Origin of the sequence: Streptomyces sp. YGL11-2, assembly GCF_050054615.1 — a bacterium.
Taxonomy (GTDB): Bacteria; Actinomycetota; Actinomycetes; order Streptomycetales; family Streptomycetaceae; genus Streptomyces.
In genome coordinates, this window is sequence record NZ_JBNHIN010000016.1 from 49,380 (window position 1) to 73,104 (window position 23,725).

The 23,725-nt window shown below is 73.1% G+C and carries 24 protein-coding genes and 1 tRNA gene; 18 read left to right on the forward strand and 7 right to left on the reverse strand.

The genetic code is table 11. The annotated features are described in order from the left end of the window. Entirely contained in the window at nt 1-960 is a 960-nt protein-coding gene (locus tag ACO1BR_RS19665) for a hypothetical protein (RefSeq protein WP_426796377.1), read from the forward strand. A 2-nt stretch (nt 961-962) separates the two neighbouring features. Then, nucleotides 963-2,306, forward strand: a complete 1,344-nt coding sequence (locus ACO1BR_RS19670; protein WP_426796492.1) for a benzoate/H(+) symporter BenE family transporter — start codon at nt 963-965, stop codon at nt 2,304-2,306. Nucleotides 2,307-2,792: 486 nt separating this feature from the next. Here the strand turns inward: ACO1BR_RS19670 and ACO1BR_RS19675 are convergent, their stop codons facing one another. Beyond that, a complete protein-coding gene (locus tag ACO1BR_RS19675; protein ID WP_426796493.1) occupies nt 2,793-3,686 on the reverse strand; it encodes a 3-hydroxybutyryl-CoA dehydrogenase in 894 nt (297 codons plus the stop codon). A 143-nt stretch (nt 3,687-3,829) separates the two neighbouring features. On the opposite strand from ACO1BR_RS19675, the gene ACO1BR_RS19680 reads away from it, so the two are divergent. Next, nucleotides 3,830-5,029, forward strand: coding sequence for a glycoside hydrolase family 10 protein (locus ACO1BR_RS19680; protein ID WP_426796378.1), 1,200 nt, complete (start codon nt 3,830-3,832; stop codon nt 5,027-5,029). 39 nt (nt 5,030-5,068) lie between these two features. On the opposite strand, the gene ACO1BR_RS19685 is transcribed toward ACO1BR_RS19680, so the two are convergent. Together ACO1BR_RS19685 and ACO1BR_RS19690 are read right to left on the reverse strand one after the other, a co-directional pair. Further along, a complete protein-coding gene (locus ACO1BR_RS19685; RefSeq protein WP_426796379.1) occupies nt 5,069-5,278 on the reverse strand; it encodes a DUF1918 domain-containing protein in 210 nt (69 codons plus the stop codon). A 187-nt stretch (nt 5,279-5,465) separates the two neighbouring features. Continuing rightward, complete coding sequence (locus tag ACO1BR_RS19690) at nt 5,466-6,413, reverse strand: DMT family transporter (protein ID WP_426796380.1); 948 nt, start codon at nt 6,411-6,413, stop codon at nt 5,466-5,468. Between ACO1BR_RS19690 and ACO1BR_RS19695 the strand changes: the two genes are divergently transcribed. Next, complete coding sequence (locus tag ACO1BR_RS19695) at nt 6,412-7,878, forward strand: PLP-dependent aminotransferase family protein (RefSeq protein WP_426796381.1); 1,467 nt, start codon at nt 6,412-6,414, stop codon at nt 7,876-7,878. The genes ACO1BR_RS19690 and ACO1BR_RS19695 overlap by 2 nt on opposite strands. 76 nt (nt 7,879-7,954) lie before the next feature. Beyond that, a complete protein-coding gene (locus ACO1BR_RS19700; protein WP_426796382.1) occupies nt 7,955-8,407 on the forward strand; it encodes a GNAT family N-acetyltransferase in 453 nt (150 codons plus the stop codon). A gap of 356 nt (nt 8,408-8,763) precedes the next feature. On the opposite strand, the gene ACO1BR_RS19705 is transcribed toward ACO1BR_RS19700, so the two are convergent. Continuing rightward, complete coding sequence (locus ACO1BR_RS19705) at nt 8,764-9,567, reverse strand: LuxR C-terminal-related transcriptional regulator (RefSeq protein WP_426796383.1); 804 nt, start codon at nt 9,565-9,567, stop codon at nt 8,764-8,766. Between the two features lie 123 nt (nt 9,568-9,690). Beyond that, nucleotides 9,691-10,794 (reverse strand): class I SAM-dependent methyltransferase, encoded by a 1,104-nt coding sequence (locus ACO1BR_RS19710; RefSeq protein ID WP_426796384.1) that lies wholly within the window; start codon nt 10,792-10,794, stop codon nt 9,691-9,693. 125 nt (nt 10,795-10,919) lie between these two features. Here ACO1BR_RS19710 and ACO1BR_RS19715 point away from each other — a divergent pair, with 125 nt between their 5' ends. Next, nucleotides 10,920-11,111 carry a DUF1059 domain-containing protein gene (locus tag ACO1BR_RS19715; RefSeq protein WP_159504762.1) on the forward strand — a complete coding sequence of 64 codons (192 nt, stop codon included), beginning with the start codon at nt 10,920-10,922 and terminating at the stop codon, nt 11,109-11,111. 245 nt (nt 11,112-11,356) lie between these two features. After that, nucleotides 11,357-12,904, forward strand: a complete 1,548-nt coding sequence (locus ACO1BR_RS19720) for a N,N-dimethylformamidase beta subunit family domain-containing protein (protein WP_426796385.1) — start codon at nt 11,357-11,359, stop codon at nt 12,902-12,904. A gap of 42 nt (nt 12,905-12,946) precedes the next feature. Here the strand turns inward: ACO1BR_RS19720 and ACO1BR_RS19725 are convergent, their stop codons facing one another. Next, nucleotides 12,947-13,552, reverse strand: a complete 606-nt coding sequence (locus ACO1BR_RS19725) for a GOLPH3/VPS74 family protein (protein ID WP_426796386.1) — start codon at nt 13,550-13,552, stop codon at nt 12,947-12,949. Nucleotides 13,553-13,693: 141 nt separating this feature from the next. On the opposite strand from ACO1BR_RS19725, the gene ACO1BR_RS19730 reads away from it, so the two are divergent. The 10 genes from ACO1BR_RS19730 to pstS all read left to right on the forward strand — a co-directional run bounded on the left by ACO1BR_RS19730 (nt 13,694) and on the right by pstS (nt 22,979). Further along, entirely contained in the window at nt 13,694-14,536 is an 843-nt protein-coding gene (locus tag ACO1BR_RS19730; RefSeq protein WP_426796387.1) for an SDR family oxidoreductase, read from the forward strand. A gap of 64 nt (nt 14,537-14,600) precedes the next feature. Beyond that, nucleotides 14,601-15,056, forward strand: a complete 456-nt coding sequence (locus ACO1BR_RS19735) for a helix-turn-helix domain-containing protein (RefSeq protein ID WP_426796388.1) — start codon at nt 14,601-14,603, stop codon at nt 15,054-15,056. A gap of 10 nt (nt 15,057-15,066) precedes the next feature. Continuing rightward, a complete protein-coding gene (locus ACO1BR_RS19740) occupies nt 15,067-15,483 on the forward strand; it encodes a VOC family protein (RefSeq protein ID WP_426796389.1) in 417 nt (138 codons plus the stop codon). A gap of 222 nt (nt 15,484-15,705) precedes the next feature. Beyond that, nucleotides 15,706-16,446, forward strand: coding sequence for a VOC family protein (locus ACO1BR_RS19745; RefSeq protein WP_426796390.1), 741 nt, complete (start codon nt 15,706-15,708; stop codon nt 16,444-16,446). Nucleotides 16,447-16,620: 174 nt separating this feature from the next. After that, entirely contained in the window at nt 16,621-17,649 is a 1,029-nt protein-coding gene (gene argC / locus ACO1BR_RS19750; RefSeq protein ID WP_426796391.1) for an N-acetyl-gamma-glutamyl-phosphate reductase, read from the forward strand. Between the two features lie 180 nt (nt 17,650-17,829). After that, nucleotides 17,830-18,984, forward strand: coding sequence for a bifunctional glutamate N-acetyltransferase/amino-acid acetyltransferase ArgJ (gene argJ / locus ACO1BR_RS19755; RefSeq protein ID WP_426796392.1), 1,155 nt, complete (start codon nt 17,830-17,832; stop codon nt 18,982-18,984). After that, nucleotides 18,981-19,919 carry an acetylglutamate kinase gene (gene argB / locus ACO1BR_RS19760; protein ID WP_426796393.1) on the forward strand — a complete coding sequence of 313 codons (939 nt, stop codon included), beginning with the start codon at nt 18,981-18,983 and terminating at the stop codon, nt 19,917-19,919. Before argJ ends, argB begins: the two co-directional genes overlap by 4 nt. Then, nucleotides 19,916-21,160, forward strand: a complete 1,245-nt coding sequence (locus tag ACO1BR_RS19765; RefSeq protein WP_426796394.1) for an acetylornithine transaminase — start codon at nt 19,916-19,918, stop codon at nt 21,158-21,160. Before argB ends, ACO1BR_RS19765 begins: the two co-directional genes overlap by 4 nt. A gap of 7 nt (nt 21,161-21,167) precedes the next feature. Further along, entirely contained in the window at nt 21,168-21,710 is a 543-nt protein-coding gene (locus ACO1BR_RS19770) for an arginine repressor (protein WP_426796395.1), read from the forward strand. Nucleotides 21,711-21,827: 117 nt separating this feature from the next. After that, nucleotides 21,828-22,979: a phosphate ABC transporter substrate-binding protein PstS gene (gene pstS, locus ACO1BR_RS19775; RefSeq protein WP_426796396.1), complete on the forward strand. Its 1,152-nt coding sequence runs from the start codon at nt 21,828-21,830 to the stop codon at nt 22,977-22,979. A gap of 118 nt (nt 22,980-23,097) precedes the next feature. Here the strand turns inward: pstS and ACO1BR_RS19780 are convergent. Next, nucleotides 23,098-23,171 (reverse strand) — tRNA-Pro (locus ACO1BR_RS19780). Nucleotides 23,172-23,324: 153 nt separating this feature from the next. On the opposite strand from ACO1BR_RS19780, the gene ACO1BR_RS19785 reads away from it, so the two are divergent. Next, nucleotides 23,325-23,720, forward strand: a complete 396-nt coding sequence (locus tag ACO1BR_RS19785) for a DUF488 domain-containing protein (RefSeq protein WP_426796397.1) — start codon at nt 23,325-23,327, stop codon at nt 23,718-23,720. Nucleotides 23,721-23,725: the final 5 nt, after the last annotated feature.

The following is a 23,725-nucleotide window of genomic DNA, read 5'->3' on the forward strand; positions in this document are numbered from 1 at the left end:
ATGTCGGCCATCTTGATCTCGGTGTCGGTGCTGATGCAGGCGGGGTGTTTCGGCTATCTGTCGGGGCGGCTCACCCCGAGCGGCAGCCTCCTGCTGTCCTGTGCGGGATTCTTCATGTCTGCCCTGCTGTTCACCGCGGTGCACCTGGTCCGCCGGGGACGGCGCCGACCCGAGGTCGTGCTCCCCGGCCCGGTCGAGCGGCGGCGTACGAACCGGCTGATGTGGCTGATGAATCTGGTCACCGCCACGACCTTCCTCAGCTTCTACGTCTCCCTCGCCTGGATCCCGGCGACGCTGGCCAGCGGGATCGAGACAGCGGTCGGCCCGCTCGCGCTGGTCGTGCTCGCGCTCGTCTTCCGGGCGGGGGAGCGGCCCACCCCGCTCGTGTGGGGTACGGCGGTGGCGCTCGCCGCTGCCGGCGGGGCCCTGGCGTGGAGTCTGACCGGCGGCGCGGACATCGGCTGGGAGGCGCTGGCCGGCCTCGGCCTGGTCACCGTCGCTGGAGTGGGGGCGTCCGGCCTGGCGTTGGTTTCCAAGAAGTTGGGCGGACTGGGCACTCATCCGGTCACCGTGACCGCGCACCGCTTCCACCTCACCTATCTGGGAGCGGGTGTCCTCTTCCTGCTGCAGGGCGGATCGCCGCACGACAGCGGTGTCCCCCTGGTCCTGATCCCCCTGCTCGGCATCGTCGCCATCACCATCCCGCTCTTCATCCTCCAAATTGGCCTACAACGTGCGCATCCGATGGCGGCCATGACAATCTTGACGACATTGCCCGGCATGACGTACCTCTCCGAGACCCTGTGGGGCGGCAGCGTCGACATCGCGAGTCTGGCGCTCACCGGGCTGCTGGTCGTCCTCGCCGCCGTGTCTGCGACACCCCGGCAGAGCGGTGAGCGCGCGACGAGCCGGCCATCCGAACGCTCTTTGGCATCCGTGGGGAACAAGGACAACTCTTGACTGTGACTTCGCGCCTCCGCTCGGCCGCACCCGCCACCGCGGTCACCGCGGGATTCCTCGCCGTCCTCATCGGCGTCACCAGCTCCGTGGCCATCGTCGCCACCGCGGCGCAGGCCGCGGGGGCCACACCCAAGCAGCTCACCTCCTGGATGCTGGCCCTGGGTGTCGGCATGGGTGTCACCTGCCTCGGACTTTCGCTGCGGTACAAGGCGCCGGTCATCACGGCGTGGTCCACGCCCGGTGCCGCCTTGCTGGCGACCGGACTCCACGGGGTGTCGATGGCGCAGGCGATCGGCGCCTTCCTCTTCTCGGCGGTCCTGATCGTCCTCAGCGGCGTGACCGGCTGGTTCGCACGCGTCATGGACCGGATCCCGGTCTCCCTGGCATCGGCGCTGCTGGCCGGGGTGCTCGTCCAGTTCGGCACGGGGCTGTTCACGAAGATGCAGGAGAGCCTCGTCGTGGTGCTGCCCATGTTCGCGGTCTACCTGCTGGGCAGGCGGTGGCTCCCCCGGTACGCGGTCATCGCCGCCCTGGTCGTCGGCGTGGCCGTGAGCGCGGCCCAAGGGGCCTTGTCCCTGCGCGGGTTGCACCTGGAAATCGCCGAACCGGTCTTCGTACGGCCCGAGTTCTCCTGGCAGGTCCTCGTCGGCGTGGGCCTGCCGCTGTACGTGGTGACGATGGCCTCGCAAAACCTCCCCGGTGTCGCGGTGCTACGCAACGCCGGTTACCGAACGCCCATTTCGCCCCTGCTCACATGGACCGGTGTCGTCAACGCCCTGCTCGCCCCGTTCGGCTGCTTCGGGCTGAACCTGGCCGCCATCACCGCCGCGATCTGCACGGGCGAGGAGGCCCACCGCGATCCTCGCAAGCGCTATGCGGCCGGCGTCTGGGCGGGCGTGTTCTACCTGGCGGTGGGCCTCTTCGGCGGCGTCGTGGGGTGGTTGCTCAGCACCATGCCCACCGCCCTGGTGATGGGCATCGCCGGTCTCGGCCTCCTCGGTACGATCGGCGGCTCGCTCAACTCGGCGCTGTCGGACGAGCGGACGCGCGAGGCCGCCGTCATCACCTTCCTGGCCACCGCCTCGGGGATGACCCTGTTCGGCATCGGATCCACGTTCTGGGGCCTGCTCGCCGGTGTGCTGGCCGCCGCGGTCCTGAACTGGCGTCGCCGGGCGGCCACTCCGCCACCGCCCCAGAAGCAGGACGCCTCCCAGCAGCGGCAAGAAGAGGAAGCCGAGGAAGCCGAGGAAGCCAGGCAAGGGGAAGCCGTCCTGGTTCCGGCGAACGGCGCCGAGGGGGAGCGGCCGCACCGCCAAGAGACCGCCGCGCGGGACACTGCCGGCTGACGGGCCCTGCCACGCCGATCCCCTCGCGGCATGTGCCCCCTGTGCGATGCCGCCGTGACACGGCGACAGCAGGACACCGGCCCTCCAGTCCGAGAGGTGCGCCGCCACCGTGCTCACCACCTCACGGATACCGGACCGGCGGCTGCCCGCTGAGAGGCAGGCGCCGCGCGGCGCCCACAGGGACGTCCGGCCCGGGGGAGGGCGGCACGCCGCTCTCGTCGACAGCCATCGCCGCCGATGCAGGGCTCGAAGACGCAGGCCACGCCGCTCCGAACCAGCAACTCCCAGGGATTTTTCAGGGACTTTCAGCTACTGAAGGTGCCCACCGGGGCGTTTGTTCTTGTGGCGGCCGCGCCGGCCGGGCACGACTGCCAGGATGAGGGGCCGGAGGGGACGCGAGAGTACCCCCGGTCGCCCGCCGCCGTTGGCGCTGCTCCAGGTGAACTCCCCCTGAAACAGCGCCACTTGGCGGCGCCACCGCACTCCCTAGTACGAGTAGAACCCCGACCCGCTCTTCCGCCCCAGCCGCCCCGCGTCCACCATCCGCTGAAGGAGCGGGGGAGCGGCGTACAGCGGCTCCTTGTACTCCTCATACATGGATGCGGCGACCGAGGCCACCGTGTCGAGGCCGATCAGGTCGGAGAGCCTGAGCGGGCCCATCGGGTGGGCGCAGCCCATCTCCATGCCGTTGTCGATGTCCTCGCGGCTCGCCATGCCGGACTCGAACATTCGGATGGCGGAGAGCAGATACGGGATGAGGAGCGCGTTCACCACGAAGCCGGAGCGGTCCTGGGCGCGGATGGCGTGTTTGCCCAGGACGTCCTGGACCAGCGACTCGGCGCGCTTGAGGGTCTCCTCGGCGGTGGTCAGGGCCGGGATCAGCTCGACGAGCTTCTGGACGGGCGCCGGGTTGAAGAAGTGGATGCCGATGACCTGGTCCGCGCGGGAGGTCGCCACGGCGAGCTTCACCAGGGGGATGGACGAGGTGTTGGAGGCCAGGATCGCGTCCGGGCGGGTCACCACCTGGTCGAGGACCTGGAAGATCTCCGTTTTGACCTGCTCGTTCTCCACCACGGCCTCGACGACCAGGTCGCGGTCGGCGAACTCGCCGAGGTCGGTGGTGAAGCTGAGTCGGGCGAGCGTCGCGTCGTGCTCCGCCGTGGTGATCTTGCCGCGTTCGGCGGCCTTGCCGAGGGACTGGGTCAAGCGGGTGCGACCCAGCTCCAGTGCTTCGCCGGTGGTCTCCGCGACCATGACGTCCAGCCCGGCGCGGGCGCACACCTCGGCGATGCCTGCGCCCATCTGGCCGCAGCCGACCACTCCGACGCGTGCAATGTCGGCGAATGAGTCCGTCACCTCGTGCCTTTCGCTGATCTTCAGGACCGGCGGTACGCCGTAAGGGTCCGGCGCCCGCCTCGGCTCCGACGTTACTCCGCGAGGTGCTGGGACGAGGGCGCCGGGGCAGGCATTCTGAGCCTTCGGAACAGGATGAAACGGATGAACTGGGGCTATTGGTGCGAGGGATGACACGGCGCGGATTCGGAGCGGCGGCGGCGGGAGCGGCCTCCTGGCTGCTGGCGCCGGGTACGAAGGCGGGCGCGGACGGGGTGGTCCGGCGCGAGATGCGGGGGATGTGGTTGGCGACGGTCGCCAACCTGGACTGGCCCTCGAAGCCGGGGCTGCGGCGCGCGGAGCAGCAGCGGGAACTGGTGGAACTGCTGGACGTGGCGGTCGAACGGCGGCTCGGCGCCGTGTTCTTCCAGGTGCGGCCCACGGCCGACGCGCTGTGGCCGTCACCGTACGAGCCCTGGGCGCAGTGTCTGACCGGCACGCAGGGCCGCGACCCGGGCTGGGACCCGCTCGGTTTCGCGGTCCATGAGGCGCACCGGCGCGATCTGGAGCTGCACGCCTGGTTCAACCCGTACCGGGTAGCCAACCACGCCGACCCCGGGCGGCTGGCGCCCGGCCACCCCGCGCGCCGCCACCCGCGGTGGGTGGTCCCGTACGGCGGCAAGCTCTACTACAACCCCGGTCTGCCGGAGGTCCGCAGGTTCGTGCAGGACGCGATGCTGGACGCGGTGCGGCACTACCCCGTCGACGGGGTGCACTTCGACGACTACTTCTATCCGTATCCGGTCGCCGGCGAGTCCTTCTGCGACGACGCGGCGTACGAGGAGTACGGCGCGGACTTCGCGCACCGCGGTGACTGGCGGCGGGCGAACACCGACCGCCTGGTGCGGGGGATGAGCGAGCGGCTGGGGCGGCGGGTGCGGTTTGGGGTGAGCCCGTTCGCGGTCTGGCGCAATCGCACCACGGACCCGCAGGGTTCGCGGACCGAGGCCGGGGTGCAGACCTACGACGATCTCTACGCCGACACCCGAAGGTGGGTGCGGGAGGGCTGGATCGACTACATCGTGCCGCAGGTGTACTGGCCCCTCGGCTTCCCGGCCGCCGACTACGCGGAGCTGGTGTCGTGGTGGGCCCGGACGGCGGCCGGCACCGAGGTCGACGTCTACATCGGCGAGGCGCTGTACAAGGTCGGCCGGACGGCCGACCCCGCGGCCTGGCGGAACCCCGCCGAACTCTCCCGGCATGTCGCCTTCGCCCGCCGCTACCCGCAGATCGGCGGCCATGTCTACTTCTCGGCGAAGGACGTGGTCCGGGACCCGCTGGGCGCGCTGGCGCGGGTCGTCCGGGACCACTACGGCGGCGCGACACGGTAGGGAGGGCGCGCCGCGCGGCCGGGGTGGCGGGCGGCGCCGCTAGGCGGTGGTGTGGGTGCGGCTTGTCTTGGCGTGCTGGACGACGCAGTCCGGGCCGGGCCACATGATCGTCTCGTGGTCGTTCTCGTCGCGGATGCGGAAGGGCGGTTCGCCGTTCGCACCCAGCACCTCGACGATCTCGACGACATGGTCGCCATGCCCGACGGTCCTGCCGTGCACCAGCAGCCTGTCACCCTTACTCGCGTGCATCTGGTGTCCTCCCGGGTCGGGTGGCCGTACGACCGGACGGCCGACTGCGCGACGGCCGGGCGGTGGGCGGTCAGCGGATGACGGACCTGGGACGGCCCGGACGGCGTAACCCGCCATCGCCGCAAGTTTACGTCCGGGGGCGCCGCTCGCACCCGGAGAGCGGCGCGGCGCCCGGCCCCGGACCCGCTCAGCACCGTGCGCGCTGGGTGACGGCGATGCAGGCCAGGACCGCCAGCGCCGCCGCGGGCGCGGCCGGCGGCAGCCGCTCGCCGAGCAGCACCACGGACCAGACCAGCGTCAGCAGCGGCTGCGCCAGTTGGATCTGGCTCGCCCTGGGGGCGCCGATGGCGGCCATCCCGCGGTACCACACGACCATGCCCAGGAACGTCGAGCCGGCCGTCAGCCACAGCAGACCGGCGACCGCGTGCGCCGTGAAGTGCGGCGGCTCGGCCGGCAGCGCCACCGCCGTGCCGACCGCGGTCACCGGGAGCGCCAGCACCAGCGCCCAGCCGATCACCTGCCACCCGGGCATGTGGCGGGCCAGCCGCCCGCCCTCGGTGTAGCCCGCCGCGCACACCAGCAGCGCCGCGAAGAGGTACAGATCGCCGGTGCTCGGCGCGCCGCCGCTCTGCTGCACGGCGAAGCCGACGACCACCGCGGCGCCGGCCAGCGAGGCGATCCAGAACATCCGGGAGGGCCGGGCACCGGTCCGTGCGGCCGAGCAGGTGGCGGTGGTGAGCGGCAGCAGGCCGACCACGACGGCGGCGTGCGAGGTGGTGGAGGTCTGCAGCGCGAGGGTGGTCAGCAGCGGGAAGCCGAGGACGACACCCCCGGCCACGACGGCGATGCCCGCCCAGTGGCGCCGCTCCGGGACGCGGACCCGGCGGGCCGCCAGGCAGCCGCCCGCCAGCGCCGCGGCCAGCACGCTGCGCAGCATCACCACGGTCCACGGGCCCATGCCCTCCAGTGCCCAGGCGGTCGCCGGGAACGTGAGCGAGAAGGCGGCGACACCGAGGGCGGCGAGCAGGGCGCCGGAACGGGGCGTGCCGGCCGCCGCGGGCTGCGGGGTGCGCGGCGGCTCCGGGGCGGTGACCGCTATCGCATCGAGGGTGGTAGCGCTATCGTTGGCTCTCATGCAAGAGCGTAGCAGTGGTGCAGAACTGGCCGCGATCCTCCGTACGGAGCTGAATCGCTACTCACCCGGTGAGAAGCTGCCGTCGAGCCGGGTGCTCGTCGAACGGCACCGGGTCAGCCCGGTGACCGTCTCCCGGGCCCTCGCCGAGCTGGTCGCCGAGGGCCTGGTCGTCACCCGCCCCGGCGCCGGGGCCTTCCGCGCCGAGCCCCGCAGCGAAGCCGCCGGGCCGGTCGACACCTCCTGGCAGGAGATCGCGCTGAGCGCCGAACCGGCCGGCGACCAGGTCCCGCGCAGCGTCGACGCGTCCGGCGTGCTGGCCACCCTCGCCGCCCCCGCGCCCGGCGTCATCGAGCTCAACAGCGGCTATCTGCACCCCGACCTCCAGCCCGAACGCGCCCTCGCCGCGGCCCTGGCGCGGGCCGGGCGGCGGCCGGGCGCCTGGAACCGGCCGCCGCTGGACGGGGTCCCGGAGCTGCGCGCCTGGTTCGCGCGGGAGATCGGCGGCCCCCGGGGCGGGCCGGCGGCCAGTGACGTACTGATCACCGCCGGCGGCCAGAGCGCGCTGACCGCCGCGCTGCGCGCGCTCGCCGCGCCCGGCGCCCCGGTGCTCGTCGAGTCCCCGACCTACCCCGGCATGCTGGCCGTCGCCCGCGCCTCCGGGCTGCGCCCGGTACCGGTGCCGATGGACGCCGACGGGGTGCGGACCGATCTGCTCGCCGACGCCTTCCGGGCCAGCGGCGCCCGGCTGTTCGTCTGCCAGCCGCTGTTCCAGAACCCGACGGCCGCGGTGCTGGCCGGGGAGCGGCGGCGCGAGGTGCTGCGGGTGGCGCGCGCGGCCGGCGCGTTCGTGATCGAGGACGACTTCGCCCGGCTGCTCGTCCACGGCGACGCGCCCGCGCTGCCGCCGACGCTGTTCGCGGACGACACGGACGGCACCGTCGTCCACGTCCGCTCGCTCACCAAGGCCACCTCGCCGAGCCTGCGGGTGGGGGCACTGGCGGCCCGCGGCCCGGTCCTGGACCGGCTGCGCGCCATTCAGGTCGTCGACAGCTTCTTCGTGCCGGGGCCCCTCCAGGAGGCCGCGCTGGAACTCGTCGGGTCGCCCGCCTGGCCCCGCCATCTACGGTCGATCGCACAGGAGTTGACGGACCGTCGGCAGACCGTGCTGGCCGCGCTGCACCGGGAGCTGCCCGGCCTCGCCGCGCGCGGGCTCGGGCACCCCGCGGCGCCCGGCGGCTACCACCTCTGGCTGCGGCTGCCGGACGGCACCGACGAGGCGGCGCTGACCGGCGCGGCGCTGCGTGCGGGCGTCGCGGTCGCGGCCGGCCGCCCGTACTTCGCCGCCGAACCGCCCGCCGCCCATCTGCGGCTGAGCTTCGCGTCGGCGGGCGGCACCGGCGAACTGGCGGAGGGCGTCCGCCGGCTCCGGGTGGCCTGCCGGGAGCTGGGGGTGCCGGTGGAATGAGCGCCGGCCCGCAGGGGGGCGGGCCGCTTCGTCCACCGGTTCGACTCCGGGCCCGCCCTTCTGCCAACCTCCCGGCATGACCGATCACGCCCTCGACGGCTACGAGATCTCCACCGACCCGGCGCGCCTGGACGCCGACCTGGTCCACGACTGGCTGTCCGCCGACACCTACTGGGCGCTGGGCCGCACCCGCGAGATGCACGACCGGGCCCTCGCGAACTCGCTCAACTTCGGTCTCTACGAGGAGAGTTCGGGCCGTCAGACGGCGTACGCCCGGATCGTCACCGACTATGCCACCTTCGCCTGGCTCTGCGACGTCTACGTCTGCCGCGACGACCGCGGCAAGGGCCTGGGCACCGGCCTGGTCGAGGCGATCGCCGCGCACCTGAGCCCCTTCGGGCTGTCCCGGCTCACGCTCGCCACCAAGGACGCGCACGGCGTCTACGAGAAGGTCGGCTTCCGGACGCTGACGGCACCGGAGCAGTGGATGACCATGGGGCTGATCGACCCGGGGCCGATCAGCATCTGACCGGCCGGCGTCGCGCACGCCCTTCGCCCGGGAGACGCACGGGTGAACGGCGCCGCGGACATGACCTGGAGACCGGTCCATGGCTGCGAACCCGTCCCCGAATCACGGCACTTGGGCCACGGTGGCGCTGCGCCGCCTCGCCGCCGACGGGGAGGGCGGCGCCCCGACGCCGCTGCTCCCGCTGCGCCTGCCCGCCCTCCCGGACGTCGACATCCACCTCAAGGACGAGTCGGCGCACCCCACCGGCAGCGTCAAGCACCGGCTGGTGCGGGCGGTGTTCCGGGCGGCCGTCGAGGACGGATCGCCGGCGGCGGGGACGCCGCGGGTGAGGGGCAGCGGCAGCGCGTATGCCCGTCTCAGCCCGCCGTACGGCTGCCGGGGGCGGTGGCCCCGGCGTCCCGTAAGGCCCCGATGCCGCGGACCGGGTCCGTGCCGCGCATCAGCCAGGCGTTCGCCGCCGCCACCCGGCCGCCGACGCGGAGTTTCGCGTAGGCGTGCTCCAGGTGCTTGTCGACGGTGCGCGGGCTGATCGCCAGGCGGCGGGCGATCTGCTGGTTCGTCAGGCCGTGGGCGAGCAGGCCGAGTACGGCGGACTCCCGCCGGGTGATCAGATCGGGCGCGGGGGCCGGCGGGGCCAGCCGGTTGAGGACATGGCTCAGGCGGGTGCGCAGCAGGCCGGCGGCGATCACGTCGGCCGCGCCGAAGTCGCTGCCGTGCGCGTCGCGGCTGACCACCACGCAGACCCGCCGCGGTACGCCGGCGGCATAGCCCGCGGGGAAGGACATGGCGAGCTGCCGCTCGGCGCCGAACGGCCGGTAGACGTCGGTGTAGGCGGGCATCGCGTGGAACTCGGCGCGGGTCTGGAGGGTCGAGCGGCGCATCGGGGTGCCGCTGCCGAGGCGGGTGTGCCGCACGAACGAGTCGGTCCGCCACTCCCGGTCGAAGGCTTCCAGGACGTCCTGGCTCAGCAGGTCGTCCGGGAGCGTGCGCCGCGGGTGGAGCAGGTCGGGCCGGGGCGACCAGATGACGCTGTCGCCGGGCAGCGCGCCGAGCAGCAGCGGGAGCAGCGCCGGCACGAGGGACTCCTCGTCCACGGCGTCGATCAGCAGGTCCACGACGGACAGGATGCGCCGCAGGCCGGCCTCCGCGGCAGCGCTCATACGACCAGCGTGCCGAGCACGGCTGCCGGGGTCAAGGCCGGTCCGGGACGGCCCGGAAGGCCGCCCCGGAGGCCGAGGCCGCCCGGCCGGCCGGGGGAAGACCGGCCGGGGGCGTCGGGCGCGTCAACGCCCGACGGCATAGACGCGGTTGACCGGGCTCTGGGCGGCGAGCCTCCAGTGGTGCAGCCCGGCCGCGTCGGCGATGCCCCGCATCGCCTCCTCACCCGCGTGGTTTCCCAGCGCCTGCGGACCGTGCTGAGCCAGCGCGGACGGCAGGCAGACGGCGACCGAGGCCGCGGTCAGCACCCGGCCGATGGGGTTGGCGTTCTCCTCGTCGTGCGACGACACGTTCGGCTCCACGATCATGCAGACGCCGTCCTCGGCCAGCGCGTGCTCGGCGTGCCGCAACGCGCCGCCCGGGTCGCCGGTGTCGTGCAGGCAGTCGAAGAACGTGATCAGGTCGAAGTCCTCACCGGGGAAGTCCTGGGCCGTCGCGACCTCGAAGCGGACCCGGTCGGCGATGCCCTGCTCGGCCACGACGCCGCGGGCCGCCTCGACGGACGGGCGGTGGAAGTCGTACCCGACGAAGCGCGACCGAGGGAAGGCCCGCGCCATCAGCGCGGTGGAGTAGCCGTAGCCGCACCCGACGTCCGCGACCTTCGCGCCGCGTTCCAGCTTGTCCACCACACCGCCGAGCGAGGCCAGCCACTCCGGTACCAGCGCGGTCGTGTAGCCGGGCCGGAAGAACTTCGCGGTGCCCGCGAACAGCGCCGGCCCGTGCTCCTCCCAGCCCACGCCCTCGCCGGTGCGGAAGGCGTCCATGAGGGCGTCCTCGGTGGCGTACAGGGCCTGGAGCATGGTGAAGAACCCGGCTACGTAGCTGGGCAGTTCCGGATCCGCCAGGACGGCGGCGTGCGCGTCGGGCAGGAGGTAGGTGCCGGCGTCGGGCGCGTACGTCACGTACTCGCCGGCGACCTGCGCGGCCAGCCATTCGCGGACGTAGCGCTCGACCAGCCCGGTGCGGGCGGCGAGCTCCGCGGAGGTGAGGGGACCCGCGCCGGCCATCGCCCCGTACAGGCCGAGCCGGTCGCCGAGGGAGGTGCACAGACCGGCGACCGCGGCCCCGCCGTCGGTGATCACCCGCTCCAGGAAGTCCTGCACCTGCTCGTCCCGGGCAGCGTCGCCGCCCCGGGCGCCGCCGGGCGCGACATGGGCGGACGTCGCCATGGCCGTCACCTCCTCGCCTGCCTCCACTGCACCAGCTCCGGCGGCCGCAGCGCCATACGCGATTCCCCGTATACGGACGGCGGCGCGCCGCGGCCGGGCCGACACTGGAGGTGAGGAGGTGGATCATGCGCAAGAAGATCGACTGCCGGGATCACCCGAGCGAGACGCACTGCACCCTCGTCATCGCCGGCGAGGAGGAGGAAGTGGTCCGCGCCGCCAGCGAGCACGCGGTATCCGTCCACGGCCACACGGACGGCCCCGAGCTGCGCGAGCAGATCCGGTCATCCCTCAAGAACGAGATGCCGCAGCACGCCTGAGCCGCCCGCGGCGGCAGCCTCGTGCCCGGCGTCCTCACGGGCGGCCGGGCACAGCCGTGCACCCTCCGGGGCCGCCCACCGCGCATTCGGGCCCGCCGGGGTCGTCCGGCGGCCCGCGGCGGCGCAGCATCGTGCTGAGAGGACCGCGGGCCCGGCGACCAGCGCCCGCGAGGACACCGGGGCCGTGAGGGCACCGGGGCCGGGCCGCCGGCACCGCGCACCGGCGATCCGACGGGAGCGATCCGATGAACGACCGCACGGACGGCGGCCTGGACCGCCGGCACTTCCTCGGCGCCGCGGCGGCCGGTGCCGCCGGTCTCGCCGCGGGCCTCACCGGCTGCGACGCCGAGGAGCACAACCGGTCCGCGCCCGCCACCGGCGACCAGCCGTCCCTCACCGCCGAGCGGAACCGCCCCGGCAGCCCCGACTGGCGGCTGCGCTCCACCGGACCGCCCGACGCGATCTCGGGCTATACCGACCGGGTGAGCGTCCTGCCCGGCGAGGAGTTCGGGCTCCATGTCTCCACCACCGCGCCCGGCTACCGGGTCTCCGCCTACCGGGTCGGCTGGTACGGCGGCGCCCAGGCCCGGCTGGTGTGGCGCTCGGACCGGCTGGCCGGGCGGCGCCAACGGGACCCCCGGCTGCTGCCCAAGACCCGTACCGTCCGGGCCGACTGGCCGCGCAGCACCGCCGTCCGCACCGACGGCTGGCCCCCCGGCGCCTACCTGCTCCGCCTCGACGCCGAGCACGGCCACCAGCGCTACGTCCCGCTGATCGTCCGCTCGGCCGCCGCCGCGGGCCGCACCGTCCTGATGCACGCCGTGACGACCTGGCAGGCGTACAACACCTGGGGCGGCTACAGCCTCTACCAGGGCGAGGACGGCTCCTACGCCGGCCGCTCGCTGGCCGTCGCCTTCGACCGCCCCTACGACGCCACCGGCGCCGAGAAGTTCCTGGTCTACGAGCGCGCCCTGGTCGTCCTCGCGGAACGGCTCGGCCTCCCGCTCGCCTACACCACGTCCGTGGACGTCCACCGCGACCCGGCCGCCCTCCACGGCGCGAGTGCGGCCCTCTCCCTCGGCCACGACGAATACTGGACCCCGCAGCAGCGCGACCATGTCACCCGGGCCCGCGACGCGGGCACCAACCTCGCCTTCCTCGGCGCCAACGCCTGCTTCCGCCGCGTGCGCCTGGAGTCTGGCCCGACCGGACCGCTGCGCACGGTCGCCTGTTACAAGACCGACTACCGCGCCGACCCCGGCTTCGCCGCCCACCGCGAGCCGCCCACCCACGACTTCCGCGAGCCGCCGGCCGCCGACCCGGAGTCCGCGCTGACCGGCGTCTTCTACGAGGGCTACCCGACCGACGCCCCGTACGTCGTGCACGCCGCGGACCACTGGCTCTTCACCGGCACCGGGGTGCGGCCTGGCGACTCCTTCCCGCACCTGGTCGGCGTCGAGTACGACCGGGTCACCCCGGAGGCCCCCACCCCCGCCGAGCTGGAGATCATCGCCCATTCCCCGCTCGTCTGCCAGGGCCGCCCCAGCCACGCCGACTCCGCCTACTACACGGTCCCCAGCGGTGCCGGCGTCTTCGCCACCGGCACCATGCGCTGGGTCGAGGCGCTCATGGCGGGCACCGCCGACGACGGCCGCGACCACGGCATCGACACCCGCGCCGGAGCGTTCGTCACCCGCACCACGGAGAACCTGCTGCACGCCTTCGCCGCGGGCCCGGCGGCCAAGCACCGCCCGGCGCCGCGCCGCAACACCGGCAGCGTCTACGGGACGTGAGGGGCCGGGCCGTTCACCCGAGGAGGCCGCCCCGCCGGTCCGTCACTCGCCCCGCCAGATGTTCTCGAACGCGGCCTCTTCGATGGCGCGCCGCTGCCGTACCGCCGCCAGCTCCTGGAGCGCGTCGCTGACCGTGGCCAGCACGGTCGTCACCGCCTCGTCGACCACGCCGGGCGTCTGCTCGGCCGGTTCCGCGCCGTACCCGAGCGCCGCCGCGAGTGCCATGAGCACCGGCTCCTGCGCCGCCCAGCGGTCCGCGGCCCGCCACCGGGCGGGCGAGTCCACCGGCACTGCCACCCCCTTCCGGAAGGGCAGCCCCCGGTGACGCTGCCGGGTGAGCAGACCCTCGTCCTCCAGGACGGCCTGATACGCCTCGGCCAGCCCGCGGCCCCTTCGCCACAGCCAGTCGTCGACGGTCTCGTGGGGCGCGTCCCGGACCAGCGACTCCGCGGCCGTGGCCAGCAGGTGGTCGGAGAGTCCCGGCAGGTAGCCCGGCACGATGCGGTCGCCGTCCAGCCGGACGGCTTCGACGCCGAGCAGGTCGATCACCTCGGCTGCGGCGAGCGCGAGCGACAGATCGCCCCGCTCGACAGGATGCCGGGGCGTCAGCTCCAGGCTGATGAGCAACAGATCCCGCGGTGTGGTCATGGCAGCTCCCGACGAGAGGCGACCTCCGCCCGCCCTGCACCCCCTTCTACGACCTTACGGAGCACGGGCGGCGGCTGCATCCCGCACCGCTCCCGCCCGCGCCGGGAGGCGCTCCGGGGCCGCCGGGTGCAAGCTGCCGCCATGGGGCCCACGGGCACGAACGCCGAGAACACCGGAAACACCGCGAACGCCGGGGCCGCCGAGAACTCCGCGAACGTCGGCGCCGCGGCCCCGGGCCTACCGCTGGCGGGCTGTGTGGCGCTGGTGACCGGCGCGTCCGGCGGCATCGGGGCGGCCACCGCCCTGGCGCTGGCCCGGGAGGGCGCGGCGCTCGTCCTGGTGGCCCGGCGCGCCGAGCGGCTGGCGGAGCTGACCGACACGATCCGGGCGCAGGGCGGCTCGTGCGCCGGCATCACCGCCGATCTGCGGGACGGCGCCCGCGCCCGGCGCAGCGTCGCGGAGGCCGCCGAGCGCTTCGGGCGGCTGGACGTGCTGGTCAACAACGCCGGTTACGTCGCGATGGGGGCACTGGAGGAGGTCGACCCCGAGGACCTCGACCGGATGGTCGACCTGAACCTGACGGCCGTTCTGCACCTGTCGCGGGCGGCACTGCCGCATCTGCTGCGCGCGGCGGCGCACGGTCCGCGCGGGGTCGCCGACCTGGTCGCCGTCAGCTCGGTCGCGGGCCGCGTGCCGCGCCGCGGCAACAGCGTGTACTCGGCGACGAAGCACGCGGTGTGCGCGTTCAGCGAGGCTCTGCGCCAGGAGGTGACCGGACGCGGTGTGCGGGTGGGCGTGGTCGAGCCGGGGCTGACCTCGACGGAGATGGCGACCGGCGCCGGGCTGGCCGCGGCCCGCGGCATGGCGCAGGAGTCCTGGCTGCGGGCCGAGGACATCGCCCGCGCCCTCGCCTTCATGGTCACCCAGCCCTCGCACGCCGCGATCAACGAGATCATGGTGCGCCCCACGGCCCAGGAGCACTGACCCCCGCACCGGCCCCGGCGGCAGCCGGCCGGGCGGCGTCCGGCGCCGTGCGATGCTGGTGCGCGTGACACTTGAGGACCTGGTCAGGCTGCGCCGCGCGCGGGACGTGATGGACCGCGACTACGCGCAGCCGCTGGACGTCCCGTCGCTGGCGAGCATCGCCCTGATGTCCCCCGGGCACTTCTCCCGCAGCTTCCGCGCCGCCTTCGGCGAGACGCCCTACAGCTACCTGATGACCCGCCGTGTCGAGCGGGCCAAGGCGCTGTTGCGGCGGGGCGACCTGAGCGTGACGGAGGTCTGCTTCGCGGTCGGCTGTACGTCCCTGGGGTCGTTCAGCTCGCGTTTCACCGCACTGGTCGGGGAGACCCCGAGCGCGTACCGGGCCCGCCGCCACGAGGCGGGCGCCGCGATCCCGGCGTGCGTCGCCAAGATCCTCACGCGACCGGTCAGGAACGGCGCGCCGGTCGGGGCCGGCGAACCGGTCAGGATCGGAGAAGCGGACTCCGCCGCCGCCTCGTAGCGTCGGAGGCATGAACATCAAGCTCTCGCAGTGCTTCATCGCAGTCGACGACCATGACAAGGCGCTCGCCTTCTACCGCGACGTCCTCGGCCTGGAGGTGCGCAACGACGTCGCGTTCGAGGGGATGCGCTGGGTGACCGTCGGGTCGCCCGCCCAGCCGGACGTGGAGATCGTCCTCGAACCGCCGCTCGCCAACCCCAACGCCTCCCCGGCCGACCGGCAGGCGATGGCCGAACTCCTGGCCAAGGGGAACCTGCGCGGCGTGATCTTCTCCACCGACGACTGCGACGCCACCTTCGAACGGATCCGGTCCGCCGGCGGCGAAGTCCTCCAGGAGCCGATCGACCAGCCCTACGGCGTCCGCGACTGCGCCTTCCGCGACCCGGCCGGCAACATGCTCCGTTTCACCCAGCCCCGCACCCGCTGACCCCTTTCCGTACGTCGCCTGCGCGTGGCGTTCGTCGCGTCCCGTCACCCGTCGCGGTGCCCCGGCCGCAGCCGCAGCCGCAGCCCGGGCGGTCCCGCGACGTCACCCGGCGGGGCTGCGCGCTCCGGTCGGCGAGCCATCCCATGCGGCCGGTGAGCGAGTCGATCTCTGTTTGGCGACGGTGCGGACCTCGCTGCGGAGCGGGTGCATAGGATCGCCGGCATGGCACTGCGACCTGTTCAGGTGAACATCAAGGCTTGTGATGCCCCGGCGGTTGGCCGGTTCTGGGCGGAGGCGCTCGGCTGGGACGCTCACAGCCCGGGCGTGACCACCTACACCGGGCCCTCCGGCGGCACCGTCTGGCCGGACCCGGTCGGCGTCGGCATCGACGTCGTTCCCGTCCCGGAACCCAAGACGACGACGAAGAACCGTGTGCACCTCGATCTCGCCACCACCTCCGCGGCCCATCAGGCGGAGCTGGTCGCGCGCCTCCGGGCTCTCGGCGCGACGCCCGCCCACGTGGGCCAGGGCAAGGTGCCGTGGACGGTCCTCGCCGATCCCGAGGGCAACGAGTTCTGCGTGCTGGAGCCACGGGAGGTCTACCGGGACACCGGGCCGATCGCCGCGGTGGTGGTCGACTGCGCGGATCCGCGGGCCATGGCCAGGTTCTGGGGTGAGGCGATCGACTGGACCCTGCACGAGGTGACCGACGGCCATGCGGTGTTGCGCTCCGCCAAGAGTGTCGGCCCGTATCTCGAGTTCCTCCGCACGCCCGACGTGCGGACCGTGCCGGACCGCGTCCATCTCGACCTGCTGCCGTACCCCGGCGACGACAAGGCGGCGGAGGTGGCCCGGCTGCGCGCCCTCGGCGCCACCGACCTCGACCTCGGCCAGGGCGACGTCCCGTGGACGTGCCTGGCCGACCCGGAGGGCCACGAGTTCTGCGTCCTCGCCCTGCCCTGACGCGGAGTCCCGACGACACCCCGACACGTGAGCCTTGTGTGCTCAGGCGCCATGACCCCGGCGGGTCGGGCTGCGGCGTCTCGTGAGCCACAGTCGCCCCCGACGGACCTTGACGCACCTCATTGCATAAAACTGCTGAGCTCCGTATAGTCATGCCATCACGGAGGAGGGTCCATGACGGTACGAGCAGCAGTCGCCGGTGCGAGCGGATACGCGGGAGGTGAGGTCCTGCGCCTGCTCCTGGGGCACCCGGAGGTCGAGATCGGGGCGCTGACCGGGCACTCCAACGCGGGCCAGCGCCTGGGCGCGCTGCAGCCGCACCTGGTGCCGCTGGCCGACCGGGAACTGGTCCCCACCTCCGCCGAGGCGCTGGCCGGCCACGACGTCGTCTTCCTCGCGCTGCCGCACGGGCAGTCCGCGGCGGTCGCCGAGCAGCTCGGGCCGGACGTGCTGATCGTGGACTGCGGCGCGGACTTCCGGCTGCGGGACGCCGCGGACTGGGAGGCGTTCTACGGCTCGGACCACGCGGGCAGCTGGCCGTACGGCCTGCCCGAACTGCCCGGCGGCCGGGCCGCGTTGCAGGGGACCAAGCGCATCGCGGTCCCGGGCTGCTACCCGACCGCCGTCTCGCTCGCGCTCTTCCCCGCCTACGCCGCCGGTCTCGCCGAGCCGGAGGCCGTGATCGTCGCGTCCACCGGCACCTCGGGGGCGGGCAAGGCACTCAAGCCGCATCTGCTGGGCTCCGAGGTCATGGGGTCGATGAGCCCGTACGGCGTCGGCGGCGGGCACCGGCACACCCCCGAGATGATCCAGAACCTCAGCGCGGTGGCCGGCGAGCGGGTCACGGTGTCCTTCACCCCGACCCTCGCGCCCATGTCCCGCGGCATCCTCGCCACCTGCTCGGCGAAGGCCGTGCCCGGGACGGACGCCGGGACCGTGCGGGCCGCGTACGAGAAGGCGCTGGCCGACGAGCCGTTCGTCCGGCTGCTGCCCGAGGGCCAGTGGCCGGCGACCGCCTCGGTCCACGGCTCCAACGCCGCGCAGATCCAGGTGGCGTACGACCCGGCGGCCGGCCGGATCATCGCGATCAGCGCCATCGACAACCTCACCAAGGGCACCGCGGGCGGCGCCGTCCAGTCCATGAACATCGCCCTCGGCCTCGACGAGAGTGTCGGACTGTCGGCGACGGGGGTTGCACCGTGAGCGTCGTACGCGCGGCCGCCGGGCCGCAGATGACCACGAAGGCCGCGCCGTTGGGCTGCGCGGGCGGAGAAGCGAACAAGGGGGCGCTGTGAGCGTCGCACGCGCGGCCTCCGGGCCGCAGATGACCACGAAGGCCGCGCTGCTGAGCTGCGCGGGCGAAGAAGCGAACAAGGAGGCGCCGTGAGTGTCACGGCAGCAAAGGGATTCTCCGCGGCGGGTGTCGCCGCCGGGATCAAGGAGAACGGGAACCCGGACCTCGCCCTGGTGGTGAACAACGGGCCGCGCCTGGCCGCCGCCGGTGTCTTCACCTCGAACCGGGTCAAGGCGGCGCCGGTCGTCTGGTCCGAGCAGGTCCTCAAGGGCGGCCGGGTCTCCGCGGTGATCCTCAACTCCGGTGGCGCCAACGCCTGTACGGGTCCGCTCGGGTTCCAGGACACCCACGCGACCGCCGAGAAGGTCGCCGAGGTGCTCGACGGGCACAGCGCCGGGGAGGTGGCGGTCGCCTCCACCGGGCTGATCGGACTGCGGCTCCCGATGGACAAGCTGCTGCCGGGAGTCGAGCGGGCCGCGGCCGAACTGACCGAGCACGGCGGCGAGAAGGCCGCCATCGCCATCAAGACCACCGACAGCATCCACAAGACCGCCCAGTCAGGCCAGGACGGCTGGACCGTCGGCGGGATGGCCAAGGGCGCCGGGATGCTCGCGCCCGGCCTCGCCACCATGCTCGTGGTGCTGACCACCGACGCCGATCTGCCGGCGGCCGACCTGGACGCGGCGCTGCGCGCGGGCACCCGCACCACCTTCGACCGGGTCGACTCCGACGGCTGTATGTCCACGAACGACACGGTGCTGCTGCTGGCCTCCGGCGCCTCCGGTGTCGTACCGGACCGGGACGCCTTCGCCGAGGCGGTCCGCACGGTCTGCGACGACCTGGCCCGGCAGCTGATCGGCGACGCCGAGGGCGCCAGCAAGGACATCCGGATCGAGGTCGTCAACGCGGCCAGCGAGGACGACGCGGTCGAGGTCGGCCGGTCCATCGCGCGCAACAACCTGCTCAAGTGCGCCATCCACGGCGAGGACCCCAACTGGGGCCGGGTGCTCTCCGCCATCGGCACCACCTCCGCCGCCTTCGAGCCGGACCAGCTGAACGTCGCGATCAACGACGTCTGGGTCTGCAAGAACGGCTCGGTGGGGGAGGACCGCGACCTCGTCGACATGCGCTACCGGGAGGTGCGGATCACCGCCGACCTCGCCGCCGGCACCGAGTCCGCGGTCATCTGGTCCAACGACCTCACGGCCGACTACGTCCACGAGAACAGCGCCTACTCCTCATGAGCACTCGCAAGCACACCGCGCTCCCCAAGGCCCGCACGCTCATCGAGGCGCTGCCCTGGCTGACCCGGCACCACGGCAAGACCGTCGTCGTCAAGTTCGGCGGCAACGCGATGGTCGACGAGGAACTGAAGCGCGCCTTCGCGCAGGACGTGGTGTTCCTGCGGCACGCCGGGCTGCGGCCCGTCGTCGTGCACGGCGGCGGGCCGCAGATCAGCGCACAGCTGGAACTGCTCGGCCTGGAGTCGGAGTTCAGGGGCGGGCTCCGGGTGACCTCGCCCGAGGCGATGAACGTCGTAAGGATGGTGCTGGCCGGCCAGGTGCAGCGCGAACTGGTCGGGCTGCTCAACGAGCACGGTCCGCTGGCCGTCGGCATGACCGGCGAGGACGCCCACCTGATGACCGCGACCAAGCACTACGCGGACGTCGACGGGCAGTTGGTCGACATCGGCCGGGTCGGCGAGATCACCGCCATCGACCCCGGCGCGGTGCGGGCCCTGCTGGACGACGGGCGGATCCCGGTGATCTCGTCCATCGCGCGCAGCAGCGACGAGGGCGACGCGTCCGGCGTCTTCAACGTCAACGCCGACACCGCCGCGTCCGCGCTGGCGGCGGCGCTGGGCGCGGAGACCCTGATGGTGCTCACCGACGTCGAGGGGCTGTACGAGGACTGGCCGCACAGCGACGAGGTGATCTCCCGGCTCACCGCGAGCGAACTGGAGAAGCTGCTGCCCGATCTGGCCAGCGGCATGGTCCCGAAGATGCAGGGCTGCCTGCACGCCGTACGCAACGGTGTGCACACCGCCCGGGTCATCGACGGGCGGGTCCAGCACTCGATCCTGCTGGAGATCTTCACGGACGAGGGCATCGGCACCATGGTGGTGCCGGACCCCGCGCCGGAACCGGGCACGAGCGGCACCCAGGAGGGGACGGAATGAGCGGGTCGGCAGCAACCCGGGCCAACGGGGGCCCGGTGACCAACGAGGGGCTCACCCAGCGCTGGCAGGGCGCCATGATGCACAACTTCGGCACCCCGCGCCTCCCGCTGGTCCGCGGCGAGGGCGTCACGGTGTGGGACGCCGACGGCCGGGAGTACCTCGACTTCCTCGGCGGTATCGCGGTCAACGCGCTCGGCCACGCCCACCCGGCGGTGGTCCGCGCCGTCTCCGACCAGATCGCCACCCTCGGCCATGTCTCCAACTTCTTCGTCAGCGAGCCCACCGTGGCCCTCGCCGAGCGGCTGCTCGGGCTCGCCGGCCGCCCGGGCCGGGTCTACTTCTCCAACTCGGGCGCCGAGGCCAACGAGGCCGCCTTCAAGATCGGCCGGCTGACCGGACGGACCCACATGGTCTCCACCGTCGGCGGCTTCCACGGCCGGACCATGGGCGCCCTCGCGCTCACCGGACAGCCCGCCAAGCAGGGCCCGTTCGCCCCGCTGCCCGGCGAGGTCGACTACGTGCCGTACGGGGACGTCGAGGCGCTGCGCGCCGCCGTCACCACCGACACCGCCTTCGTCATCCTGGAGCCGGTCCAGGGCGAGAACGGCGTGGTCGTCCCGCCGCCCGGCTACCTCCGGGCGGCCCGCGAGATCACCGCGGCCACCGGGACCCTGCTCGTCCTCGACGAGATCCAGACCGGCATCGGCCGCACCGGGCACTGGCTGGAATCCCAGGCGCAGGGCGTCGAGGCGGACGTCATCACCCTCGCCAAGGGCCTGGGCGGCGGACTGCCCATCGGCGCCACGCTGGCCTTCGGCCCAGCCGCCGACCTCCTCACCCCGGGCCTGCACGGCTCGACCTTCAGCGGCAACCCGGTCGTCTGCGCCGGTGCCCTCGCCGTCCTGGACACCATCGAGGCGGACGGCGTCCTCGATCACGTCAAGCGGGTCGGCGAGCGGCTGCGTGCCGGGACCGAGGCGCTGGGGCACCCGTTGATCGGCCAGGTCCGCGGGGCCGGTCTGCTCCTGGGTATCGTCTTGACCGAGCCCCTCGCACCGCAGGTGCAGCAGGCGGCTCAGGACGCGGGCCTTCTGGTGAACGCGGTCGCGCCGGACGTCATCCGGCTCGCCCCGCCGCTGATCGTCTCGGACGAGGAGGCGGACACTTTCCTCCGGAAGCTTCCCGGCGTCCTGAACACGGCCCGGCAAGCGGCCGACGGGGACCAACGATCCGGAGACTGACGCAACGATGACCGTGCCGCAGGACAACGAGTCGCACAACGGCGGCCAGGCCGTACCGCAGACCCGCACCGCCCGCCACCGCCGGATCGTGGACATCCTCAACCGGCAGCCGGTGCGCTCCCAGAGCCAGCTCGCGAGGCTGCTCGCCGACGACGGGCTCTCCGTCACCCAGGCGACGCTCTCCCGCGACCTGGACGAACTGGGCGCGGTGAAGATCCGCAACACCGGCGGCGAGCTGATCTACGCGGTGCCCAGCGAGGGCGGCGACCGCAAGCCCCGAGCGCCCTTGGGCGAGTCCGCCAAGGAGGAGCGGATGCGCCGCCTCTCCGGCGAACTCCTCATCTCCGCCGAGGCGTCCGCCAACCTCGTCGTCCTGCGCACCCCACCGGGCGCAGCCCAGTTCCTGGCGTCCGCCATCGACCAGGCCGAGCTTCACGACATCCTCGGCACCATCGCCGGCGACGACACCCTGATGCTCATCAGCCGCGACCCGGCGGGCGGCCAGCAACTGGCGGACCATCTGCTGCGCCTGGCGCAGAAGGCCCACTGACGCACCCGTTCCGCCGGAAATCACCCATAGTTCCGATTCATGTGCATATAGTGACGGAGGTCTCACTACCCTCTGCCGCGCCGGCCGAGCCCGGTCCGCGGGAAGGAGCACCAGCGCGTGAAACTCCAGCGGAAGGGCCGGCCGTACGTCAGGGCGGCCGGGGTGGCGGTCATCTCCGGCGCCCTGGCGCTGACCGCCTGCGGCTCGAACGGCGGCTCCCACTCCTCCGGCTCGTCGCCCGGCACCACCAAGCCGGCTACCGCCACTGCCGGCGCGAACGGCATCGCCTGCGGCAAGGCGGCCGGACTGCTGGCCTCCGGCTCGACGGCGCAGCAGTACGCCATGAAGTTCTGGATCAAGAGCTACACGCACGCCTGCGGGGACACCAGGATCGACTACACCGGTAACGGCTCCGGCGCCGGCCAGGACCAGTTCCTGGCGGGCAGGACCGCCTTCGCGGGGTCGGACTCCCCGCTGACCGCCGACCAGGTCGCCCGGTCCCGGAAGGTCTGCGCCGACGGCGGCCAGGCGATCCACCTCCCGATGGTCGGCGGGCCGATCGCGGTCGGCTTCAACGTCCCCGGGGTCGACCGGCTGGTCCTGGACGCCCCCACCCTCGCCAAGATCTTCAGCGGGCAGATCACGACCTGGAACGACCCGGCGATCGCCCAGCGGAACAAGGACGCCAAGCTGCCGGCGACGCCGATCCAGCCGTTCCACCGCTCCGACTCCTCCGGGACGACGGACAACTTCACCGCGTATCTGCACGCTGCCGCCCCGGACGCCTGGCCGAACGCACACAGCAAGGACTGGACGGGCAAGGGCGGCAAGTCCGCCAAGGGGTCCGCGGGCCTCGCCTCCCAGGTCCAGCGGACCGAGGGCGCGATCGGCTACGTCGAGCTGCCCTACGCGGTCGACCGCATGATCCGCACGGTCTCGGTCGACACCGGGGCGCCCACCCCCGCCGACCCCAACGTGATCGCGGCATCCCAGGCGATCGCCGGTGCCCGGACCGTCGGGACCGGCGGCGATGTGCTCCTCGACCTCGACTACGCGACCAAGGACGCCGGTGCCTACCCCATCGACGTGGTCACCTACGAGATCGTCTGCGACAAGGGCAACAAGCCGGCGACCTGGCCCGCCACCAAGGCGTTCCTGGCGTACATCGCCAGCCAGAAGGGCCAGGAGAACCTGACCTTCCAGGGCTACGCGACCCTCCCGGCCAAGGTCATGGACCGGGTCCGCGGCGAGATCGGCAAACTGTCGTGACGTCCGGGCGCCCGCGCTGAAGCACTCCGGCGCGAGCCGGCCGCGCCACACGGGAAAACCCCACGGGAAAAGGCCGTTTCCGATACTCGGAAACGGCCTTCGACCTGCAACGACACCGTCGGGACGACAGGATTTGAACCTGCGACCCCTTGACCCCCAGTCAAGTGCGCTACCAAGCTGCGCCACGTCCCGGTGCTCGAACCGGCCGGAGTGTTCCCGGCCGGGCGTGCAGAAGAAAAACTACCCTGTCCCGGCCCATGAATCCAAAGCGGGGCCCCGTCGAGGAGGGCAGGGGATGTCCGTCGGCCCCCTGCGGGGCCCGGACGGCCGTGTTTCGATGGGGTTATGCCTGCAAAGTCCCATAAGGGTGGTCTGTCAACCGTCGATGACATCCGGGTGCGCCGGGTGTACGACACGCCGGAGCCGGCGGACGGGGCCCGGGTGCTGGTCGACCGGCTGTGGCCCAGGGGGCTGGCCAAGGAGGATGCCCGGCTGACCGAATGGTGCAAGGACGCGGCACCCTCGTCCGAGCTGCGGCGCTGGTACCGGCACCAGGGGGAGCGGTTCGAGGAGTTCGCCGCGCGGTACCGCGACGAGCTGGCGGAGGAGCGTGCGCGGGCGGCGCTGCGGCATCTGCGGGAGCTGGCGGCGGACGGTCCGGTGACGCTGCTGACCGCGACCAGGGACCTCTCCCTCAGTCATGTGACGGTGCTGCTGGAGGCGCTGCGGGAGGGTGAATAGTCCGT

Bases quoted from the DNA above. Each gene is read 5' to 3' on its own strand.
- ACO1BR_RS19665 (WP_426796377.1), top strand. From the start codon at position 1: ATGTCGGCCATCTTGATCTCGGTGTCGGTGCTGATGCAGGCGGGGTGT.
- ACO1BR_RS19680 (WP_426796378.1), top strand. From the start codon at position 3,830: ATGACACGGCGCGGATTCGGAGCGGCGGCGGCGGGAGCGGCCTCCTGG.
- ACO1BR_RS19685 (WP_426796379.1), bottom strand. From the start codon at position 5,278: ATGCACGCGAGTAAGGGTGACAGGCTGCTGGTGCACGGCAGGACCGTC.
- ACO1BR_RS19695 (WP_426796381.1), top strand. From the start codon at position 6,412: ATGCAAGAGCGTAGCAGTGGTGCAGAACTGGCCGCGATCCTCCGTACG.
- ACO1BR_RS19690 (WP_426796380.1), bottom strand. From the start codon at position 6,413: ATGAGAGCCAACGATAGCGCTACCACCCTCGATGCGATAGCGGTCACC.
- ACO1BR_RS19700 (WP_426796382.1), top strand. From the start codon at position 7,955: ATGACCGATCACGCCCTCGACGGCTACGAGATCTCCACCGACCCGGCG.
- ACO1BR_RS19705 (WP_426796383.1), bottom strand. From the start codon at position 9,567: ATGAGCGCTGCCGCGGAGGCCGGCCTGCGGCGCATCCTGTCCGTCGTG.
- ACO1BR_RS19710 (WP_426796384.1), bottom strand. From the start codon at position 10,794: ATGGCGACGTCCGCCCATGTCGCGCCCGGCGGCGCCCGGGGCGGCGAC.
- ACO1BR_RS19715 (WP_159504762.1), top strand. From the start codon at position 10,920: ATGCGCAAGAAGATCGACTGCCGGGATCACCCGAGCGAGACGCACTGC.
- ACO1BR_RS19720 (WP_426796385.1), top strand. From the start codon at position 11,357: ATGAACGACCGCACGGACGGCGGCCTGGACCGCCGGCACTTCCTCGGC.
- ACO1BR_RS19725 (WP_426796386.1), bottom strand. From the start codon at position 13,552: ATGACCACACCGCGGGATCTGTTGCTCATCAGCCTGGAGCTGACGCCC.
- ACO1BR_RS19730 (WP_426796387.1), top strand. From the start codon at position 13,694: ATGGGGCCCACGGGCACGAACGCCGAGAACACCGGAAACACCGCGAAC.
- ACO1BR_RS19740 (WP_426796389.1), top strand. From the start codon at position 15,067: ATGAACATCAAGCTCTCGCAGTGCTTCATCGCAGTCGACGACCATGAC.
- ACO1BR_RS19745 (WP_426796390.1), top strand. From the start codon at position 15,706: ATGGCACTGCGACCTGTTCAGGTGAACATCAAGGCTTGTGATGCCCCG.
- argC (WP_426796391.1), top strand. From the start codon at position 16,621: ATGACGGTACGAGCAGCAGTCGCCGGTGCGAGCGGATACGCGGGAGGT.
- argB (WP_426796393.1), top strand. From the start codon at position 18,981: ATGAGCACTCGCAAGCACACCGCGCTCCCCAAGGCCCGCACGCTCATC.
- ACO1BR_RS19765 (WP_426796394.1), top strand. From the start codon at position 19,916: ATGAGCGGGTCGGCAGCAACCCGGGCCAACGGGGGCCCGGTGACCAAC.
- ACO1BR_RS19770 (WP_426796395.1), top strand. From the start codon at position 21,168: ATGACCGTGCCGCAGGACAACGAGTCGCACAACGGCGGCCAGGCCGTA.
- ACO1BR_RS19785 (WP_426796397.1), top strand. From the start codon at position 23,325: ATGCCTGCAAAGTCCCATAAGGGTGGTCTGTCAACCGTCGATGACATC.